Annotated in this window: 21 protein-coding genes; 8 read left to right on the top strand and 13 right to left on the bottom strand. The window is 71.1% G+C overall.

What is annotated here, in order from left to right:
* Positions 1-18: 18 nt before the first annotated feature.
* The 4 genes from SPR02S_RS29710 to SPR02S_RS29695 are packed head-to-tail and all read right to left on the bottom strand — an operon-like array spanning position 19 to position 4,265.
* Positions 19-1,293 carry an amidohydrolase family protein gene (locus tag SPR02S_RS29710; RefSeq protein WP_019060669.1) on the bottom strand — a complete coding sequence of 425 codons (1,275 nt, stop codon included), beginning with the start codon at positions 1,291-1,293 and terminating at the stop codon, positions 19-21.
* Positions 1,290-2,573: an amidohydrolase family protein gene (locus SPR02S_RS29705; protein WP_019060668.1), complete on the bottom strand. Its 1,284-nt coding sequence runs from the start codon at positions 2,571-2,573 to the stop codon at positions 1,290-1,292. The genes SPR02S_RS29710 and SPR02S_RS29705 overlap by 4 nt, the downstream gene beginning before the upstream one ends.
* Positions 2,574-2,583: 10 nt before the next feature.
* Positions 2,584-3,468: an SDR family NAD(P)-dependent oxidoreductase gene (locus tag SPR02S_RS29700; protein ID WP_019060667.1), complete on the bottom strand. Its 885-nt coding sequence runs from the start codon at positions 3,466-3,468 to the stop codon at positions 2,584-2,586.
* Positions 3,468-4,265: an acetoacetate decarboxylase family protein gene (locus SPR02S_RS29695; protein WP_019060666.1), complete on the bottom strand. Its 798-nt coding sequence runs from the start codon at positions 4,263-4,265 to the stop codon at positions 3,468-3,470. Before SPR02S_RS29695 ends, SPR02S_RS29700 begins: the two co-directional genes overlap by 1 nt.
* A 172-nt stretch (positions 4,266-4,437) precedes the next feature.
* On the opposite strand from SPR02S_RS29695, the gene SPR02S_RS29690 reads away from it, so the two are divergent.
* From SPR02S_RS29690 to SPR02S_RS29670, 5 genes are all read left to right on the top strand, one after another.
* The gene (locus tag SPR02S_RS29690) at positions 4,438-5,427 is read left to right on the top strand and encodes a DEDDh family exonuclease (RefSeq protein ID WP_026150969.1); all 990 of its coding nucleotides are present in this window, start codon (positions 4,438-4,440) and stop codon (positions 5,425-5,427) included.
* Between the two features lie 93 nt (positions 5,428-5,520).
* Complete coding sequence (locus SPR02S_RS29685) at positions 5,521-5,754, top strand: metallothionein (RefSeq protein ID WP_078623033.1); 234 nt, start codon at positions 5,521-5,523, stop codon at positions 5,752-5,754.
* A 49-nt stretch (positions 5,755-5,803) separates the two neighbouring features.
* Positions 5,804-6,598, top strand: a complete 795-nt coding sequence (locus SPR02S_RS29680) for an SURF1 family cytochrome oxidase biogenesis protein (RefSeq protein ID WP_026150968.1) — start codon at positions 5,804-5,806, stop codon at positions 6,596-6,598.
* Positions 6,599-6,669: 71 nt separating this feature from the next.
* Positions 6,670-8,457 (top strand): glycoside hydrolase family 15 protein, encoded by a 1,788-nt coding sequence (locus SPR02S_RS29675; protein ID WP_019060662.1) that lies wholly within the window; start codon positions 6,670-6,672, stop codon positions 8,455-8,457.
* 5 nt (positions 8,458-8,462) lie between these two features.
* Positions 8,463-9,218: an SDR family oxidoreductase gene (locus SPR02S_RS29670; protein ID WP_019060661.1), complete on the top strand. Its 756-nt coding sequence runs from the start codon at positions 8,463-8,465 to the stop codon at positions 9,216-9,218.
* A 62-nt stretch (positions 9,219-9,280) separates the two neighbouring features.
* Here SPR02S_RS29670 and amaP read toward each other — a convergent pair whose 3' ends face one another.
* The 5 genes from amaP to SPR02S_RS29645 are packed head-to-tail and all read right to left on the bottom strand — an operon-like array spanning position 9,281 to position 11,651.
* Entirely contained in the window at positions 9,281-9,859 is a 579-nt protein-coding gene (amaP, locus tag SPR02S_RS29665; protein WP_019060660.1) for an alkaline shock response membrane anchor protein AmaP, read from the bottom strand.
* 5 nt (positions 9,860-9,864) lie between these two features.
* Positions 9,865-10,542, bottom strand: a complete 678-nt coding sequence (locus tag SPR02S_RS29660; protein ID WP_019060659.1) for a DUF6286 domain-containing protein — start codon at positions 10,540-10,542, stop codon at positions 9,865-9,867.
* Entirely contained in the window at positions 10,539-10,928 is a 390-nt protein-coding gene (locus tag SPR02S_RS29655) for an Asp23/Gls24 family envelope stress response protein (protein ID WP_019060658.1), read from the bottom strand. The genes SPR02S_RS29660 and SPR02S_RS29655 overlap by 4 nt, the downstream gene beginning before the upstream one ends.
* Positions 10,925-11,110, bottom strand: a complete 186-nt coding sequence (locus SPR02S_RS29650; protein ID WP_019060657.1) for a hypothetical protein — start codon at positions 11,108-11,110, stop codon at positions 10,925-10,927. Before SPR02S_RS29650 ends, SPR02S_RS29655 begins: the two co-directional genes overlap by 4 nt.
* 55 nt (positions 11,111-11,165) lie before the next feature.
* Positions 11,166-11,651: an Asp23/Gls24 family envelope stress response protein gene (locus tag SPR02S_RS29645; RefSeq protein ID WP_019060656.1), complete on the bottom strand. Its 486-nt coding sequence runs from the start codon at positions 11,649-11,651 to the stop codon at positions 11,166-11,168.
* Between the two features lie 87 nt (positions 11,652-11,738).
* On the opposite strand from SPR02S_RS29645, the gene SPR02S_RS29640 reads away from it, so the two are divergent.
* A complete protein-coding gene (locus tag SPR02S_RS29640) occupies positions 11,739-12,521 on the top strand; it encodes a hypothetical protein (RefSeq protein ID WP_019060655.1) in 783 nt (260 codons plus the stop codon).
* 20 nt (positions 12,522-12,541) lie between these two features.
* Here the strand turns inward: SPR02S_RS29640 and SPR02S_RS29635 are convergent, their stop codons facing one another.
* The 3 genes from SPR02S_RS29635 to SPR02S_RS29620 all read right to left on the bottom strand — a co-directional run bounded on the left by SPR02S_RS29635 (position 12,542) and on the right by SPR02S_RS29620 (position 15,670).
* Complete coding sequence (locus SPR02S_RS29635; RefSeq protein ID WP_019060654.1) at positions 12,542-13,354, bottom strand: enoyl-CoA hydratase/isomerase family protein; 813 nt, start codon at positions 13,352-13,354, stop codon at positions 12,542-12,544.
* A 117-nt stretch (positions 13,355-13,471) separates the two neighbouring features.
* A complete protein-coding gene (locus tag SPR02S_RS29630) occupies positions 13,472-13,690 on the bottom strand; it encodes a helix-turn-helix domain-containing protein (protein ID WP_019060653.1) in 219 nt (72 codons plus the stop codon).
* 381 nt (positions 13,691-14,071) lie between these two features.
* Positions 14,072-15,670, bottom strand: a complete 1,599-nt coding sequence (locus tag SPR02S_RS29620) for an ABC-F family ATP-binding cassette domain-containing protein (protein WP_019060651.1) — start codon at positions 15,668-15,670, stop codon at positions 14,072-14,074.
* Between the two features lie 344 nt (positions 15,671-16,014).
* Between SPR02S_RS29620 and ypfJ the strand changes: the two genes are divergently transcribed.
* Complete coding sequence (gene ypfJ / locus SPR02S_RS29615; protein WP_019060650.1) at positions 16,015-16,905, top strand: KPN_02809 family neutral zinc metallopeptidase; 891 nt, start codon at positions 16,015-16,017, stop codon at positions 16,903-16,905.
* Between the two features lie 112 nt (positions 16,906-17,017).
* Positions 17,018-17,482 carry a VOC family protein gene (locus SPR02S_RS29610; RefSeq protein WP_078623036.1) on the top strand — a complete coding sequence of 155 codons (465 nt, stop codon included), beginning with the start codon at positions 17,018-17,020 and terminating at the stop codon, positions 17,480-17,482.
* Positions 17,483-17,488: 6 nt separating this feature from the next.
* On the opposite strand, the gene SPR02S_RS29605 is transcribed toward SPR02S_RS29610, so the two are convergent.
* The gene (locus SPR02S_RS29605) at positions 17,489-18,913 is read right to left on the bottom strand and encodes a hypothetical protein (RefSeq protein WP_078623032.1); all 1,425 of its coding nucleotides are present in this window, start codon (positions 18,911-18,913) and stop codon (positions 17,489-17,491) included.
* Positions 18,914-19,195 lie beyond the last annotated feature (282 nt).

Here is a 19,195-nt window from a genome sequence, read left to right as displayed (position 1 = left end):
AGGATCGCACCCCCGCCCTCACCACACCCGTACCGACGCTCCCCGCGCGAACACCGGGCTCGTCGCGCCCGCCGGCGGTTCGGCGAGCGGCTCCGCGATCTCGGTCACCGTGGGGCCGACCTTCGCCGCGATCGGGTCCAGGGCGTCGAGGTCGAAGCCGTAGACGCGGGCCGCGTTGCCGCCGATCATGGCGGCGACCTCGTCGCGCGGCACGCGCGCGTAGGCGAAGCGCAGGCCCTCCCTGGAGTACGGGTACGTGCCCTCGTCGTGCGGGTAGTCGCTGCCCCACATGATCTTCTCGATGCCGATGCGCTCGCGCAGGGGCACCTCATGGGGGCGCATGAAACTGGCGCCCACGAAGCAGTTGTCGCGCCAGACCTCCGAGGGACCCTTGCCCATCGAAGTGGCAAGCCCCGCGCCGAACTTGGACTCCGCGGTCGATGCCGCCGACGCCTTCGTGGCCGCCGCGACCAGGCGCCCGTGGTAGTAGTCCAGCATGTCGAGCACCCCGGGTATCCAGCCCGAACCCTGCTCGGTCAGGACCAGCTTCAGGTCCGGGTGACGGCGGAAGGCGCCGCCGAAGATCAGGTGCCACAGGGCACGGTGCGAGAACCAGGTCGTCTCGACCATGTACACCGCGCGGGCGGCCGGTTCGTCGCCGAGGGGCGGGGAGGCCGAGCCCGCGTGGTGGTTGACGGGGACGCCGAGTTCCGCGCACACGGCCCAGATCGGGTCGTACGTCGACGAGTACAGTTCCGGCAGTCCTGAGCCCGGCGGGGTACCGGGCAGCAACAGGCCTCCCCGGAGGCCCGCTTCGACCGCCCACCGGATCTCCTGGACGGCCTCCTGGACGTCGTTGAGGAGGATCTGGAAGACGCCCGCCCGTCGGCCCGGCGCGGCCGCGCAGAAGTCCGCCAGCCAGCGGTTGTGGGCGCGCAGGCCGGCCCAGCGGCGCCGGAACTCCTCGGGCGTCGGCGCGGGCGCCATCAAGGAGCCGGACGGGAAGAACGGCGGGATGGTGTTCGGGAAGACGACCTCGGCGACGATCCCGTCCTGCTCCAGCTCCGCGATCCGCCGCTCGGAGTTCCAGTTCTTGTCGGCCGTGTCGGCGACCAGGTCCTCGTACGGGTTGACGTACGTGGCCGCCCACGCGTCGAAGTCGTCGTGGTACCGCTTCTCCAAGTAGGGCCGGTAGTCCAGGAGATCGGCGCCCGCGTGGCAGTCCGCGGAGATGACCGTGTACCGGTCCGCGCCGTCGGAGCCCACGGAACCCATGGAGCCCGTGGGGGTCATGGCGTCGCTCCCAGGACCGGGAAGTCGTGGTCGGTCAGCCAGTGCCGTCCGACCTCGCGCGAGCGCGCCCAGGACGCCGTCACGGCCGCCTGGTCGTCCTGCTGGCCGAGTTCGGCGGGGGTCGGGCCGATCCGGCGGGCCAGCGGCTCCAGGGCCGCCACGTCGAAGCCGAAGGCGTCCGCCGCCGCCAGGCCCAGCATGCGGCGGGTCTCGTCGACCGGGATGTCGTGGAAGGTGCGCTTCAGCCACGCGCGCGTGTCGGGCCAGGTGCCCTCGGGGTGCGGGAAGTCGCTGCCCCAGAGGATGTTGTCGACGCCGATCTCGTACCGCTGGGCCAGTTCGCGGCGCTTGGTGTTGGTGGCGCAGATGAAGACCTGCCGGTCGAGGTACTCGCTCGGCGGCCGTTTCAGCTCCGCGAAGGGTGAGAGCTTCTTGCCGCCGTGGGCACCCAGGTAGAGGCGGTCCATGAACCACAGCTGGTTCGGCAGCCACCAGCAACCCGACTCCGCCACACCGAACTTGAGGCCCGGGTGGCGTTCGAAGACCCCGGACCAGAGCAGGAACCAGAGCGGCCGGGCGGGCCACCAGGTCACCTCGCTCACATAGATGCCCAGATGGTCGCCGTACTCGTGGCGGGGCGCGGCCCCGGAGTGGGTCAGTACGGGCATCGCGCACTCGGCGGCTGCCGCCCACACGGGGTCGTAACGGCGGTCGTGGTAAGGCTCCTTGTCGACCCACATGGAGGGGATCATCAGGGCCCCGAGGCCGGACTCCTTGGCGCGGTGGATCTCCGCGACGACCTTCTCCGTAGGGGCCGTCACGGGCAACAGGGCGACTCCGCAGTGCCGTTCGGGGTGCTCGGAGACGAAGTCGGCGAGCCAGCGGTTGTGCGCCTGGGCACCCGCCATGCCCAAGTCGGGGTCCTGGTCGCCGGAGAGGCCGAGGCCCACCCCGAAGGGCGCGGCCGTCCGGCTGTCCACGGCGTCGGCGTCCGGGAAGACCACCTCGGCGGCCACCCCGTCCCCGTCCAGCTCCTTGAGGCGCTGCGCGGTGTCCCAACCCCCGCGCAGGCCTTCCTCGTTGTCCTGGAACCACTTGGCCGCGAACGCCTCGTTGCGGATGCCGAGCCGGGTCATCTCCTCGCGGCGCCGGTCGCGTCCGGCGAGGAACTCGTCGAAGTCCCGGTGGAACCGGGCGTCCAGATAGGGCCGGTACTCCTCGGTGGGCAGCCCGGCATGGCAGTCGGAGGAGATGATCAGGTACGGCTCCTGGTCGGTCACAACAGCCCCCTCAGTCCAGGATGAAGCTCTCTAGGTACGACGGGTTCGCGCGGTCGAGCATCGAGCCCGCCCGTGCCCGGATCTGGGCGTCGCTGTGCTCGCTCTCGGGCAGCAGCCAGAAGCGGTCCGCGCGGATGCCGTCCACGACGAGGTCGGCGACCTCCTCGACGGGCGTGAAGGCGACCTCCTTGCCCGCCGCCTTCATCGCCGTCTCCCACTGGTCGAGGCTGCGGTACGGGGTCCTACGGGGGCGCTCTTTCGCATACCGGTCGGGCCGGTTGCGGTGCGACTCCCACAGGCCCGTGCGCAGCATGTGCGGCCCCGGGAAGAGCACCGAGGCGCCCACGCGCGCGTGCTCCGCCTTCAAGTGGGCGTACAGGGACTCGGTCATCGTCACAACGGCCGCCTTGGTGACGGCGTAAACGGAGGCGGTGGGCAGCGGGGCGATCCCGCCGTCCCCGGAGGACGTGTTGACGACATGACCGGGTTGACCCGACTTGATCATCCTCGGCACGAACGCCTGGATGCCGTGGAAGACGCCCCACACGTTGACGGCGAACGCCCACTGCCAGTCGTTCGGTTCGTGCTCCCACATCCGGCCCTCGGCGCCCGAGCCGACCCCGGCGTTGTTGCACAGGACGTGGACGGCGCCGTACGTCTCGTAGGCCGACTCGGCCAGATCCAGGACCTGTTGGCGTACGCCGACGTCGACCACGCGCGCGTGCACGTCGGCACCGTCGGCGCGCAGATCGGCGGCGGCCTTGTCGAGGGCGCCCTGCTCGACGTCGGCGAGCACCACCTTGAGCCCGCCGGCGGCGAACCGCCGAGCCATCGCGAGCCCGATCCCGCTCGCGGCCCCGGTGACGACGGCGACCTGACCCTCCCTCAACTCCATCAGGCACTCCCCTCGGGCGGTCCGTCGTGGATCTGCTGCGGGTCGTCGTAGCGCTGGTGGATGTACGGCAACAGGGCGCGCGCGTCGACCCGTTCGACGACCCTGCCGCGCTGGTCGCTGGTCTTCTCGCCGATGGTGATGTCGACGAGGGTGCGTACCGGGAGGTCGGCGACGGGGTCGTACATGGACTCGCGCAGGACGACGTCTCCGGTGACGCGCTCCAGGCGGCGGACCTTCTCGTTGCGCAGGCAGTGCACGAGCACGGGGTCGGCGTCGAAGCCCGAACCGTCCACCGCGGGAAGGAACTTGAAGTAGAAGTCGGTCTTCTGCGTCGGCCCGGGGAGGGGCAGTTCCTCGCTGATCGCGCCGCGGACCTCGACGAAGGCGATGCCGTGCCGGGCGAGGGACGCGTGCACGACGAGGCCCACGCGTTCGACGGTGACCTCGCCGAGTTTCTTGGGCTCTCCGAAGACCTCACGGCCGCCGGTGAGGGCCCGTTCGTGGGTCATCGGCATCACCAGGGGGTACCAGCCCTCGACGCCGTCGTGTGCGGCGGCGACCGCGAACGAGCCCGCGCCCAGGGGGTATCCGGTCAGTTCGACCTTGCTGATGTTCACTCGGACCAGGGGCCGCCCGGTGGGCTTGAGGGGCGGCGGCAGGACCGCCGCGACCACGTCCGGGTCGCTCTCCCAGACGGCCACCACACCGGTGGACCAGATGTCGGGGAGCTTGGAGCTCGCTGTGCGTGCGGCGGCGATCTCCGCCTCGGTCCGTGCGCCGTACCGTACGCGTGCCATACGCCGTACCGCCCTTCGTAGGCCGTCATCCGTCAGGCGGGCAGCACGCTTGCACCGGGCGGGCAAAAGGTCCATAGCCACGCGCGCGTGCGTTCGGCGGACCCGAACGGGCGGCCGGGACAAGGCACCTGAGGGACAGGGCTGTCAGTGACGGCCCGTATCCTCAGTGACCATGCTCGAAGACCACTCGCCGACAGTGTCCGCAGCCACTCCGTGGCCGGCCGCGTATCCCCAGGGGTATGCGGTAGTTGACGTGGAGACCACCGGCCTGGCCCGGGACGACCGGATAATCTCCGCGGCCGTCTACCGTCTGGACGCGCTCGGCGAGGTCGAGGACCACTGGTACACGATGGTCAACCCGGAGCGCGATCCCGGCCCCGTGTGGATCCACGGTCTGACGAGTGACGTCCTGGAGGGAGCGCCCCTCTTCAAGGACATCGCCGAGGAGTTCGCGACCCGCCTGGAGGGCCGGGTGCTGGTCGCGCACAACGCGGTCTTCGACTGGCAGATGATCGCGCGGGAGTACGCGCGCGTGCAGATCGAGCCCCCGGTCCGTCAGCGGCTGTGCACCATCGCGCTCTCCAAGGAGCTGAGCCTGCCGCTGCCCAACCACAAACTGGAGTCCCTGGCGGCGCACTTCGGTGTCGTCCAGCAGCGCGCGCACCACGCGCTGGACGACGCGCGCGTGCTCGCCGAGGCATTCCGGCCGAGCCTGCGGGCGGCAGCACTGGGCGGCGTACGGCTGCCGCTGCACGAGTGCCGGCCGCTGACCGAGTGGACCGCCGACCGGCCCGCGCCCCGGATCGGCCAGCAGGCGGGCGGCTACAGCGGCTACGGGGCGGGCAGTTGGCGCCCCGCGCGCAAGCGGCCCGCGTGCCCGTATCCGAACCCGGGGCGGTTCGAGGACGGCAGGCCGCTCAAGCAGGGGATGCGGATCGCGTTCTCCGGGGACACGTCCATCGAGCGCGAGTTGCTGGAGGACCGGGCAGTGGAGGCCGGCCTGCATGTCGCGACGAGCCTGTCCCGGCTGACCAGCCTGCTCGTCACGAACGACCCGGACTCGGGCACCTCGAAGGTGGTCAAGGCCAAACAGTTCGGCACCCCTGTGGTGGACGAGGCGGCGTTCGGGCAGCTGCTGCGGGACGTCGAGGCGGCGGACTGACGGCGCCCCGGCGACCGTACGGACGGGTGATTGTCGTACGACTCGCCCCGCGCCCGCTCGCCCGTGCCGGGTGGACGGCTCACCCTGTGGCGCATGGCGAGATGTGAAGTGTGCGGCAATGACTACGGCATGAGTTTCGAGGTGCACGCGCAGGGCGCGGTGCACGTCTTCGACTGCTTCTCCTGCGCGATCCACCGCATGGCCCCGATCTGCGAGCACTGCCGGGTGCAGATCATCGGCCAGGGCGTGGAGGTCGAGGGCCACTGGTTCTGCGGCGGCCACTGCGCGCGGGCGGAGGGGATGGTGGGGATCATCGACAAGGTGTGAGGACAGACCCCCCTCAATGCGCCCCGCGACCGAGTTGTACGGTCGTGGGGTGTACCGCTTCCTGATGTCCCGGCAGTGGGTGATCCTCGCGTTGATCACCCTTCTCCTGATCCCGACGATGATCAGGCTGGGCATCTGGCAGATGCACCGCTACGAGATGCGCAGCGCCCGGAACCAGTTGGTCGCGGACGCGCTGCACGCCAAGCCGGTCCCCGTGGAGACGATCAGCACCCCCGGGCACGCGGTCACCCGTACGGAGAAGTACCGCACCGTCACCGCGACCGGCACCTTCGAGACTTCTAAAGAAGTCGTCGTCCGGCGTCGTACCAATGACGACGACGAGGTCGGCTTCCATGTACTGACCCCGTTCGTGTTGACGGACGGCAAGGTCGTGTTGATCAACCGTGGATGGATCCCGGCGACCGGGGTGCAGACGGCCTTCCCGAAGATCCCCGCACCGCCGGCCGGCAGGACCACCATCACGGGGCGCCTGATGGCCGACGAGACGACCGCGGCGAGCGGTATCAAGGACATCAAGGGCCTGCCCGACCGCCAGATCATGCTGATCAACAGCGAGGAACAGGCGAAGCGCCTCAACGCCCAGGTGCTCGGCGGGTATGTCGAGCAGACCGCGCCGGAGCCGAAGGGCGACACGCCGGAGCAGATCTCCGACCCGGGCAAGGAAGACGCCCCGCTGAACTACGCGTACATGATCCAGTGGTGGCTGTTCGCCGCGGCCGTACCCGTCGGCTACGTAGTCCTCGCCCGCCGAGAGGCCCGCGACCGCCGGGAGGCGGCGGCGAAGGAAGCGGAGACGGCGGAGGCCGAGCCCGCGCCGGTGTGAGCCCTCCCCCGCTTCACCCGCCCGGCCCCGAACCTTGATTGCCTCACCGACAGGCAGGGAACCCGCACCCCGTGCACCCACGTATCGAGGACTACGCCCTCATCGGCGACGAACAGACCGCGGCCCTGGTCGGCATGGACGGCTCGGTCGACTGGCTGTGCCTGCCGCGCTTCGACTCGGCCGCCTGCTTCGCCAGAATGCTCGGCGACCAGGACAACGGCCACTGGCGCATCGCCCCCAAGGGCGCGGACCGCTGCACCCGCCGCGGCTACCGCCCCGACACCCTGGTCCTGGACACGGAGTGGGAGACCGACGAGGGCACGATCCGCGTCACCGACCTGATGCCCCAGCGCCACCGCGCCCCCGACGTCGTACGCATCGTGGAAGGCATCAGCGGCAAGGTCACCGTCCACAGCAGGCTCCGCCTACGCTTCGACTACGGCGCGGTCGTGCCGTGGATGCGCCGGTCCGACGGGCACCATGTGGCCGTCGCGGGCCCCGACTCGGTGTGGCTGCGCAGCGAGCCCAAGGTACGCACCTGGGGCGAGAACTTCAGCACCCTCTCGGAGTTCACCGTCGAGGCCGGCCAGAAGGTCGCCTTCGTCCTCACCTGGCATCCCTCGCACGAGCCCCGTCCGCCGCTCGTCGACCCGTACAAGTCGCTGCGCACCAGCGTCGCGGACTGGAAGCGCTGGGCGGCCCGCTGCCGCTACGACGGCCCCTACCGGGACGCGGTCGTACGGTCCCTGATCACCCTCAAGGCGCTCACCTACCGCCCGACCGGCGGCATCGTCGCCGCCGCCACCACGTCACTCCCCGAGGAGATGGGCGGCGTCCGCAACTGGGACTACCGCTACTGCTGGCTGCGCGACTCCACCCTCACCCTCGGCGCGCTCCTCTCGGCGGGCTATCACAAGGAGGCCGAGGCCTGGCGCGACTGGCTGCTGCGCGCGGTCGCCGGCGATCCCGCCGACCTGCAGATCATGTACGGCGTGGCGGGCGAGCGACGGCTCCCCGAGTTCGAACTGCCGCACCTTTCGGGCTTCGCCGGTTCGGCGCCCGTCCGGGTCGGCAACGACGCTGTGAACCAGCTCCAACTGGACGTGTACGGCGAGGTCATGGACTCCCTGTGGCTGGCCCGGCGCGCGGGCCTGTCGCCCAAGCCGCACATGTGGTCGCTCCAGGGCGTCCTCCTGGAGTGGCTGCGCGAGCAGTGGCGGCAACCGGACGAGGGCCTGTGGGAGGTGCGCGGCGGGCGCCGGCACTTCGTGCACTCCAAGGTCATGGTGTGGGTGGCCGCCGACCGGGCCGTCCGCACCCTGGAGGAGTACTCCGACCTGTCCGGGGACCTGGCGGGCTGGCGCGAACTGCGGGACGAGGTGCACCGGGACGTGTGCGAGAAGGGCTACGACCCGGTGCGCAACACGTTCACGCAGTACTACGGCTCGCAGGAACTCGACGCCGCCCTGCTGCTCATCCCCCGCTTCGGTTTCCTGCCGCCCGACGATCCACGGGTCGTCGGCACGGTCGACGCGGTCCGCGAGGCCCTGGGCCACGACGGCTTCGTACGCCGCTACGACACCGCCGCCGACACCCCCGTGGACGGGCTGCCCGGCGACGAGGGCGCCTTCCTGGCGTGCTCCTTCTGGCTCGTGGACGCGCTCCAGATGACGGGCCGCAAGAAGGAGGCCCGGGTCCTGTTCGAGCGCCTGGTGGGCCTCGCGAACGACGTGGGGCTGCTCGCGGAGGAGTACGACCCCGTGGCCGGCCGTCAGCTGGGCAACTTCCCACAGGCGTTCAGCCACATCGGCCTCGTGAGCAGCGCCCTCGCCCTGTTCGGGGACGAGAAGGCAGGATAGGGGCCATGGATCTTGGACTGAAGGACCGGGTGTACGTCGTCACCGGGGCCACCCGCGGGCTGGGCAACGCCTCCGCGCGCGGGCTGGTGGCCGACGGCGCGAAGGTGGTCGTCAGCGGGCGGGACGAGAAGCGGGCCGTCGAAGCGGCGGCCGAGCTGGGGCCGAACGCGGTCGGCGTGGCCGTCGACAACGCCGACGCTCAGGCGCCGGCCCGGCTGATCGCCGCCGCGCGCGAGCACTTCGGGGGCTTCGACGGCATCCTCGTGAGCGTCGGCGGGCCGCCCGCCGGGTTCGTCGCCGACACCACCGACGAGCAGTGGCAGGCGTCGTTCGAGTCGGTGTTCCTGGGCGCGGTGCGGCTCGCCCGCGCGGCGGCCGGGGAGTTGGGGGCGGGCGGTGTCATCGGGTTCGTGCTGTCCGGGTCGGTGTACGAGCCGATCCCCGGGCTGACGATCTCGAACGCGCTGCGGCCGGGTCTCGCCGGTTTCGCCAAGTCCCTCGCGGACGAGCTGGGGCCGCGCGGCATCCGTGTCGTGGGGCTGCTGCCGGCCCGCATCGACACGGATCGCGCGCGCGAGCTGGACGGGTTGTCCGCGGACCCGCAGGCCACGCGCGCGGCCAACGAGTCGCGGATTCCGCTGCGACGGTACGGGACGGCTGAGGAGTTCGGGCGGGTGGCGGCATTCCTGCTGTCGCCGGCCGCGTCCTACCTGACGGGGATCATGGTGCCTGTCGACGGTGGGATGCGGCACGGGTTCTGACGCCCCGTCAACTCAAGCCCCCACTCAACTCAAGCTCCCAGTCAACCCGCCGAATCAACCTGTCAACTCACCCGCTCCGCGCGGTGCTTGACGCCCGTCAGGCGGACCTCCGTCGGCAGCGTCTCCAGGCCCGCCGATTCGCGGGCGTGGGAGAGGGCGTTGGCCGTCAGGTGGTCGAGGGCGACTCCGGGGTCCACGTGCGGTTCCAGGCTGAGCTGGACGCGAGCCTCGGGGGCCGTACGGGTGCCGGCGAGCCGCACGTGCGCGTGGGCGACGCCGTCCAGGGCGCCCGCGTCGGTGGCGAGGACGCCCTCCAGGGCGCGGCCCCGCAGCAGCGCGCCCTCGCCGTCACCGGTGCTGACGGCGACCTCGGCGAGCCGACGGCGCCGTAGCACCGCGACGAGCCACCACAGGGCGAGCAGGACGAGGACGGCGAGTACGGCGAGGACCGTCGGCCACCACCAGCCGTCGCCCCGCCAGCGCGTGCGCCGGGCGTCGCTGAGCAGGACGTCGTGGCGCCCGTCGTAGATCCACCAGGAGGGTGGCTTCACGCCGAGGCCGACGGCCAGTACAGAGCCGCCCAGCACGAGCAGGACGAGGCCCACGACACCGATCACCGCGCGGTTGACGATCCTGAGCATCGGCCTCATCCCTTCCGTCCGGAACGGTCGACGTGCACCGACAGGGCGGGCGGCCGGGCGAGTCCGAGCCCGGTGATCGCGTCGCCGAGCACGGCGTCCAAGTCGGCCCGTACGTCGTCGAGTTCACGGAAATGCGACACCGCGCGGACGTCGGCTTTCGTACGGCTCGTGCGCACGCGTACCGACTGCACGCCCGAGACCTCCATGGCCCGGTCGCGCAGCACCATCGCGGCGGCGGCGCGTTGCAGGCCGGCCCGGACGTCGGCGTGGGTGCGGCGCATCGGCAGCACCTGGCGCAGGCCGGGCGTCAGGGCGAGCACGATCAGCCAGAGGCCGAGGGCGGCGGCGATACCGGCGCCGACGAGCACCCAGGTGTCGTCCAGGGGCCGTTCGGCGAGCTGCCGGGCCAGTTCCCGGCGCCAGTGCGCGGCGGGCCGCTCCGCGCGCACGGCGGTGACGTCGTAGAGCAGGGTGCCCGCGGCGACGAGCAGCAGGACGGCGACGATGCCCGCGGGGACGCGGCGCGTCGACCAGAAGCGGCCGCCCTTGCCGTCGCCGTCATGGACGACGGGAACGGGGTCGTAGTCCGACGGGGTCGTGTACCCGCCGTGTCCTGGATCGGTCTCCTTCTCGATGACCGGTAGTCGTTGGGTCGTGCCGTCGGAGCCCTGGGGCTCGCTCATCGCGTCCTCCCCTGTACCGCGCGCGCCTGTGCCGGATGCAGCCGTTCCACTTGGACGGCGACCTCGGGCACCTCCATGCCCACCAACGCGCGTACCCGCTGAACCACCTGTCGACGCACCTGGAAACAGCGGTCGCCGATATCGCAGGGATAGTCGAGTTCGAGGTGCACGCGTACGCGTACCGTCTCGTGGTGTACGACGACGGTGGCATGCGGCGGTGCGGCCTCCGGGGGCAGCGGTCCGAGCGCCTCACGCGCGGCCTGCGCGGCGATCTTCGCCACCACCCGGTCGGCGATCCGGGTGGCGCCCCGCTCGCCGGGCGCGACGACCGCCAGGGGTCTGCCGCGCTCGTCGACCGCGCCGTCCGCGCCGCTCATGGACGTCATCGCCGCCGGTCGTCACGCGAGCGGAAGAAGTCGCCGAGTTCCAGGTCCCCCTCCAGGAACCGGCCGACGACGAACCCGATGGCGCCCAGGGCCGCCACCAGCAGGAAGGCCCCGAACCCGCCGAAGTATCCGGCGAAGCCCAGCGCCATTCCGGCGATCATGCCGACCACGGCCCTGCTCATCCTGCGCTCCTCAACTCGTTCGTCGGCCCGCTCATGGGTTCGTTCGCCGGCTCGGTCACTGGAGTCGGGGCTCCGGTTCCTCGTCCTCTTCGTCCGGCAGCTTCACGTCGCTGACCGCGATGTTGACCTCGACGACCTCGAGTCCGGTCATCCGCTCGACGGCCGCGATGACGTTCTCCCGTACGGCCCGGGCCACGTCCGCGATCGACACCCCGTAGTCGACGACGATCTCCAGGTCGAGCGCGGTCTGCACCTCGCCGACCTCGGCCTTCACACCCCGGGACACCGATTTCGTACCGCCGGGCACCCGGTCGCGCACGGCCCCGAAGGTGCGGGACAGCCCGCTACCCATGGCGTGTACGCCCAGGACGTCCCGGGCGGCCAGCCCGGCGATCTTCTCCACGACCCCGTCGGCGATGGTGGTCCGCCCCCGGGACGCGGGATCGCCGCCGCCGCGTTTGGTGGGGGGTTTGCGGGTCTGTACGGGCTCCCGCTCACCGTCGGGGTCCTGGGTCCGGTTCCGCTCCGTCATGTCGGTCATCGCCGTACGTCCCTTTCGGTCGTCGTCCTTCGACCACGGTAGTTGCGGTTGCTCGGTCCCGCGCTGGACATGCGGCAGGCTGGAGGGATGACGGCGGACGCGTGGACGCGAGCGGTACGGCATCAACTGCGGCTGGGCAGGCTGCTTCCCCTGGGTGATCGGCGCGACGGCGCGTGGATCGCGGAGCGGGCGGCGGAGGGGGTGCTGCGGGGCGCGGCGCGGCAGGTGCGGGGTGTGCGGCTGGGCGCGCTGCGGATCGCGCTCGCCGACCCGGAGGACGCGCACGAGCCCGCCGTACCGCCTCCGCCGGGGGCGCTGCCGCCCGGGCCGTTGCGGATCACGGCCGACTTCGCCGCCGTGGCGACCGAGCCGCTGCCGGCCACGGCGTCCCGGTTGCGTACGGCCCTGGCCACGGCCGCTGCGGAGCGGCTCGGTCTGATCGTGGACGAGGTTGATCTACAAGTGACGGTCCTGCTGGACCATATGGACGACGTTGACGCCATGGACGATGTCGACCGTGTGGACGATGCGGATCGCGATCCTGCCGCCGACCTTGACCATGTTGATGACATTGATCGTGTGGACGATATTGACCGTGTTGACGGCGACGACGAGTCCCTGGTCGCCGCCGCCGCGCTCGTCGTCCCGGGAGTGGCCCGACTGACCGGTGCGCTGGGCGGGCTCGGCCGGGCGGTGCACATCGAGGAGCTCGCCGGCGAAGGGGCGCTGCCTCGTCGCCACGCGCGCGTGGAACTCGCGGTACGCGCGGACCACCGGGCCCTGGATGTGGCCCGGGAGGTCCGCGCAGGGGTCGGCGAGGCGCTGCCGGATCACCCGACCGTGACCGTACTGGTCACCAAGGTGGGCTGACGCCAGGGTGGGCCGACGGCTTATTCGCCGACGCCGGCCAGGTCCCGCAGGCGACGCGCCTGGGCGGCACGCTCGGCGGCGCGCTGATCGTCGTAGGCGCGGCCCTGGACGCCCTGGAGCAGCGCCTTGGTCTCGATGACGGCGTCGCGTGGGGCGGCCAGCAGTGCGGTCGCGAGGTCGCGTACGGCGTCCTCGACCTGGTCGGCGGGCACGGCGATGTTCGCGAGACCAGTGCTGACGGCTTCCTCGGCCAGGACAGAGCGCCCGGTCGCGCAGATCTCCAGCGCGCGGGCGTAGCCGACGAGGCCCACCAAGGGGTGGGTGCCGGTCAGGTCGGGCACGAGTCCGAGGCTGGTCTCGCGCATGGCGAACTGCACATCGTCGGCGACGACGCGCAGGTCACAGGCGAGGGCGAGTTGGAATCCGGCCCCGATGGCATGCCCCTGGACGGCGGCGATGGACACGATGTCGCTGCGTCGCCACCAGGTGAAGCCCGCCTGGTACTCGGCGATGGTCCCGTCCAGCACGGCGTCACTGCTGTGCGCGAGGTCGATGAACGACGGTTCGCCGTCGAAGCCCTCGGGCGTGAACGCCTGTCGGTCGAGTCCGGCCGAGAAGGACTTGCCCTCGGCACGCAGTACCACGACGCGGACGGAGCCCGGCAGCAACCGCCCGGCCTCCGCCAACGCCCGCCAGAGAGCAGGACTTTGAGCGTTGCGCTTGGCCGGGTTGGTCAGGGTCACCGTGGCGATCGCGTCGTCCACGGTGAGCCGTACGCCGTCCTTGTCGAGTACGGGACCGAGGTCCTTGTCGTCCTGTTCGGGCGAAGCCATGGGGCGCCTCCGATGTGTGCGGTCAACAGAGCAGAGCTAAGTGACTGCACAGTAACCACCCGGTCGGTCAGTCGTCCGACCGGGTGGCCACCATCGAAGCCGATGAGCCACCCGGGGTCAGGCCGAAGCCTTCTTGCCCCGGGTCGCCCCGCCACGCCCACGGAGCGTGACGCCCGACTCACTGAGCATCCGGTGGACGAAGCCATACGAGCGGCCGGTTTCCTCGGCCAGCGCTCGGATGCTCGCACCGGAGTCGTACTTCTTCTTCAGGTCTGCCGCGAGCTTGTCGCGCGCGGCGCCGGTTACCCGGCTGCCCTTCTTCAGAGTCTCGGCCACCCGTGCCTCCTCATGGGAAGTGCGCTCTTGGTCTCCTCATGATCACCCCTCCAAGCGTTCATGGCCACCCATTCGGCAAGGTCCGTAAGACAAGGTTTTGACGACAGGAGCGCGTCCCCACAAGTGGAATGTGGAATTCCTGAGGGTCCTGTCCGTACGGCCGAACGAGTTGTTCCGTGAAGTACCTGGTCAGAGACGCAGGACGGCCGAGCCCTTGTCGATAAAGGACTCGGCCGGGAAATCGGTGTACGACACACCTCGGTACGAGGAGATCTCACACAGATGGTGGATCACCGGTGGGCCGAATGATCCATACGCCGTGGATCAAGCATTCGGTCAAGCGGCACTGACCGTCGGGCGGCAGCTGTCGAGCGGCAGCCGTCAGGCGAGCGCGACGAGATCCGCGTAATCGGCACCCCACAGGTCCTCGACGCCGTCCGGCAGCAGGATGATGCGCTCCGGCTGGAGCGCCTCGACGGCGCCCTCGTCGTGGGTGACGAGAACGACGGCGCCCTTGTAGGTGCGCAGCGCGCCGAGGATCTCCTCTCGGCTGGCGGGGTCCAGGTTGTTCGTCGGCTCGTCCAGGAGGAGGACGTTCGCGGACGACACCACCAGGGTGGCGAGCGCGAGGCGGGTCTTCTCGCCGCCGGAGAGGACCCCGGCGGGCTTGTCGACGTCGTCTCCGGAGAACAGGAACGAGCCGAGGGTCTTGCGGACCTCGACCAGGTCCAGGTCGGGGGCGGCGGAGCGCATGTTCTCCAGGACCGTGCGCTCCGGGTCGAGGGTCTCGTGCTCCTGCGCGTAGTAGCCGAGCTTGAGGCCGTGGCCCTCGATGACCTCGCCGGTGTCCGGCTTCTCGGCGCCGCCGAGGAGCTTCAGGAGGGTCGTCTTGCCCGCGCCGTTCAGGCCGAGGATGACGACGCGCGAACCCTTGTCGATGGCCAGGTCGACGTCGGTGAAGATCTCCAGGGAGCCGTACGACTTCGACAGGCCCTCCGCCATGAGCGGGGTCTTGCCGCAGGGCGAGGGCTCCGGGAAGCGCAGCTTGGCGACCTTGTCGGAGACACGCACCGCGTCGAGCCCGGCGAGCAGTCGGTCGGCGCGCTTGGCCATGTTCTGCGCGGCGACCGTCTTGGTGGCTTTGGCGCGCATCTTGTCGGCCTGCGAGTGCAGGGCGGCGGCCTTTTTCTCGGCGTTCTGCCGCTCGCGTTTGCGGCGCTTCTCGTCGGCCTCGCGCTGCTGCTGGTAGAGCTTCCAGCCCATGTTGTAGATGTCGATCTGGGAGCGGTTGGCGTCCAGATAGAACACCTTGTTGACGACGGTCTCGACGAGGTCGGCGTCGTGGGAGATCACGATGAAGCCGCCGCGGTACGTCTTCAGGTAGTCGCGCAGCCAGACGATGGAGTCGGCGTCGAGGTGGTTCGTGGGCTCGTCGAGGAGGAGCGTGTCCGCGTCGGAGAACAGGATGCGGGCCAGCTCGATACGGCGGCGCTGACCGCCGGAGAGCGTATGGAGCGGCTGGCCGAGCACGCGGTCCGGGAGGTTCAGCGCGGCGGCGATGGTGGCGGCCTCGGCCTCGGCGGAGTAGCCGCCCTTGGTGAGGAACTCCGTCTCCTGGCGCTCGTACTGGCGCATCGCCTTCTCGCGGGTGGCGCCGCTGCCGTTGGCGATGCGCTGTTCGTTCTCGCGCATCTTGCGGATCAGGGTGTCCAGTCCGCGCGCGGAGAGGATGCGGTCGCTGGCGAGCACGTCCAGGTCGCCGGTGCGGGGGTCCTGCGGGAGGTAACCGACCTCGCCGGAGCGGGTGACGGTGCCGCCGGCGGGCTGGCCCTCGCCGGCCAGGACCTTGGTCAGGGTGGTCTTGCCGGCGCCGTTGCGCCCGACCAGACCGATGCGGTCGCCCTTGGCGACACGGAAGGTGGCGGACTCGATGAGGACGCGGGCACCGGCGCGCAGCTCGATACCGGAGGCGGAGATCACGGTCAGACTCCAGAGCGGGGTCGTAGGCGGAAGGGGCGGCTGAGGACGTTCCCGCCGTCTAATGCGCGAGGAGAATGGCCATGGGCCAAGTCTAACGGGGCCGTGCAAGCGCTTTTCCTGTGTGCAGTGGGTCATTGCCGTGGGGCGCGCGGCCCGGAGTGATGCGGCCGGGGCCGTGCACGGCGATGAGCTGGGCGGTACGGGGCTGTACGGATCGGCGAGGGGCGCCGACACCGTGACGTACGGCACGCGCGTGCGTGGAGCCGGGTGGCCGGGACCGAGGTCGTCCCCCGTTCGGACGCAGGTCCGGCGCCCCGCCGGGGGCGGCGGGCGAGGATGACGCCATGCAGTTCGACGACGACGCGAATCTGGACACCTCCGAGGTGCAGGACGTGCGCGGCAGCCGGATTCCCGGTGGCCGGGCGACCGTGGGCGGTGGCCTCGCGGGGCTGATCGCGCTGCTGCTCGGGCTCTTCTTCGGTGTCGGTCCCGACAACCTGGGGTTGTCGTCGGGCAGCGACTCACCGGTGGCGACCGCGTCCTCGCTGGCCCAGGTGCAGTCGACCTGCCGTACCGGGCAGGACGCGAACACCAAGGAGGACTGCCGCATCGTGGCGGTGGTCAACAGCGTGCAGGACTTCTGGACGCAGGAGTTCGAGCGGCGCAGCGGTACGTACACGCGGTCGCCGACGGTCTTCTTCAGCGGGCAGGTCGCCACCGCGTGCGGGACGGCGACCTCCGCGGTGGGCCCGTTCTACTGCCCCGGCGACCGGAAGGTCTATCTGGACCTGGGGTTCTTCGACGAGCTGCGGACGAAGTTCGGCTCCAGTGGCGGGCAGTTCGCGCAGGCGTACGTCGTGGCGCACGAGTACGGGCACCACGTGCAGGACCTGATGGGCACGCTCGGCAGGTCGCAGGACGGGCGGACCGGCGCGAACAGCAACGCGGTGAAGGTGGAACTGCAGGCCGACTGCTACGCCGGGGTCTGGGCGCACCACGCGACCACCACGAAGGACGAGTCGACCGGACGGCCGTTGATCACCAGCCTCACGGACGCCGACATCCAGGACGGGCTGGACGCGGCGGCGGCCGTGGGCGACGACCGGATCCAGGAGCGGTTCCAGGGCCGGGTGACGCCGGAGAGCTGGACGCACGGGTCGGCGGCGCAGCGGCAGCAGTGGTTCTACCAGGGCTACCGGACCGGGGACATGGCGCAGTGCAACACCTTCCGCTGACGGCCGTCGTCGGCCGCTGTTCCCGGTTCGAGGGGCGTTGTCAGTGGCAGGTGCAAGACTCGTCGAAAGCACTCAGACCATCGAAAAACACCCGATGGGCGACGAACACCCGATGCACAAGGAAGTGATCGGCATGGCAGGCGAGGACAGCGGGCGTCCCGGCATCTCCCCGTCCATCTACCCGTCCCTGCTGTACGCGGACGCGAAGGCGGCGATCCGCCAGCTCACGGAGGCCTTCGGCTTCACCGAGCTGGCGGTGTACGAGGGCGAGGACGGCTCGGTGATGCACGCGGAGCTGGTGCAGGGCAACGGCGCGGTGATGCTCGGCTCCAAGGGCCGCGGCGGCCGTTTCGACGAGGCGATGAAGAGCGCGGGTCCCGCCGGGGTGTACATCGTCGTGGACGACGTCGACGCCCATCACCGGCGGGCCGTGGAGCACGGCGCGGAGATCCTGATGCCCCCGACGGACCAGGACTACGGCTCGCGGGACTACATGGCCCGGGACGCCGAGGGCAACATCTGGAGCTTCGGTACATACGCTCCGGAGCTGCCGGAGAGACCGAAGACAGGGGCCTGACCCCGCCTAGCTTCCCCCCGTGTGCACCTGGAAGGCCGCCCGGCGTACGGCCTTGGCGAGGGCCGGGTCGGGGTGGGCGGCGGCGAGCGCGACGAGGACCTGCACGGTGCGGGGATGGCCTACGGCGCGCACCTCGTCGAGGAGCATCGGGACGGTCGGCTGGATCGCGGACTCCAGGTGGCGCACCAGCAGCGGGGCCTCCCCGTGGTCGGCGACGGCGGCGGCGCTGTCGACCCACAGCCAGGTGGCCTCTTCGCGGGTGAGGACCTCGTGGGCGTCCTCCGGGTCGATCCCGTCGTGCTCGGCGAGCCACAGCAGGGCGTACGGCCGCAGCGTGGCCTCGTCGGCGACGGCGCGGACGTCGGGCTCGGCAGGGGCTCCGACGACGCGCAGCGCCTCGAAGGCGAGGCCACGCAGCAGGGCGTCCTCGCCGCGGGCGGCGTCGATCAGCTGGCCGACCGCGGTGCCCACGGTGCGGGCGGCGAGCCAGGCGCGGTACTCGGCGCGGGCGGCGTTCGGGCGGAGCTGGGAGCAGCCGCGGAGCATGTCCTCGGCGGACTGCTCGATGTTCCCGGCGGGGCTCTGCGCGGCGACGCAGATCTGCTCCAGCTTGACCCAGACCGCCCAGCTGCCGAGCGGGGTGAGGGTGGCCTGGGCGTCGCCGTAGGTGAGGGCGCCGACGGAGGCGAGGGCGTGCAGGGCCCAGTCGAGGAGGGGGTCGAGGGGGGTGTCGAGGGGGGTGTCGATGGAGGCGTCGGCGGCCGGTGGCTGCTGGACGGGTTCGGGCTGGGGGCCGTAGGGGATCTCGCAGCGCTCGGTGCGCAGTTCGGTGACCCGTTGGCCGAGGAGGTCGAGGAGCTGTTCGACGGGGACGGGCCCGGCGGAGAGCTGGAGGAAGGAGAGCACCTGGGGCATGGCCGAGACGACCTCGGCGACGGCTGAGGGCTCGTGCTCCCGGGGTTCCGGGTGGGCGAGCGACCAGGCGTCGAAGAGGGCGACCCAGCCGCGCAGTACGGCGCTGTCGTCGCGGTCCCAGGCACGCAGCCGCCAGCCGGGGCGGGCCTCGTCGCCGTGCACCTCGACGAGGCCGGCGAGGCGGGCGGTGTCCCAGTCGGCGCGGACCTGAGCCGGGGTCAGGCCCAGCTCCTCGGCCGCGAGTTCGGCGGTCGCGTCGGAGAGGGTGCCCTTGCCGTCGGGGCTCGCGCTGTCACGGCCGGGGCGTAGTGCGGCGTCGGCCCAGTGGGCGACGCGGGCGGCTCCGGCCAGGCCGGAGCGTGCCATTCTGGCCAGTTCCGCGGGGGCCGGTGTGCCCTCCGGAGGGCGGGGTGCGGGGCGGCGCGAGCGCCGCTGGTTCATCGCTCGGGGGGCGGCGGCCAGGGGTCGCGGGCGGACGAGTCGAAGCCTGGAGTCGCGCGGGATACGGGACGTCACGGGTGCAGTCTTCCGGTTGACGGTCCGAAAACCCAAACGGAATGTCACGGCGGGCGACGGGGAGGGCCAAGGCACGGGGTCCCGCGGGCAGCTGGGGACCGGGATCAGGCCAGTGGTACAGGGCTAAACGGAAGGTCGGCGGGATGGGGTGGGGGTGCGAGTCCGGGGTAGTGAAGGGGGGTGTCCGGTACGGGCCGGTGGATCACATCAGCGGTGCGCGGATCACGTCAGCGGTGTGCGGGGCACATCCGCGGTGCGCGGATCGCATCCGCGGTGTGCGGA

Origin of the sequence: Streptomyces prunicolor NBRC 13075, assembly GCF_000367365.1 — a bacterium.
GTDB classification, from domain to species: Bacteria; Actinomycetota; Actinomycetes; order Streptomycetales; family Streptomycetaceae; genus Streptomyces; species Streptomyces prunicolor.
This window is presented reverse-complemented; position numbering and strand designations above follow the sequence as displayed.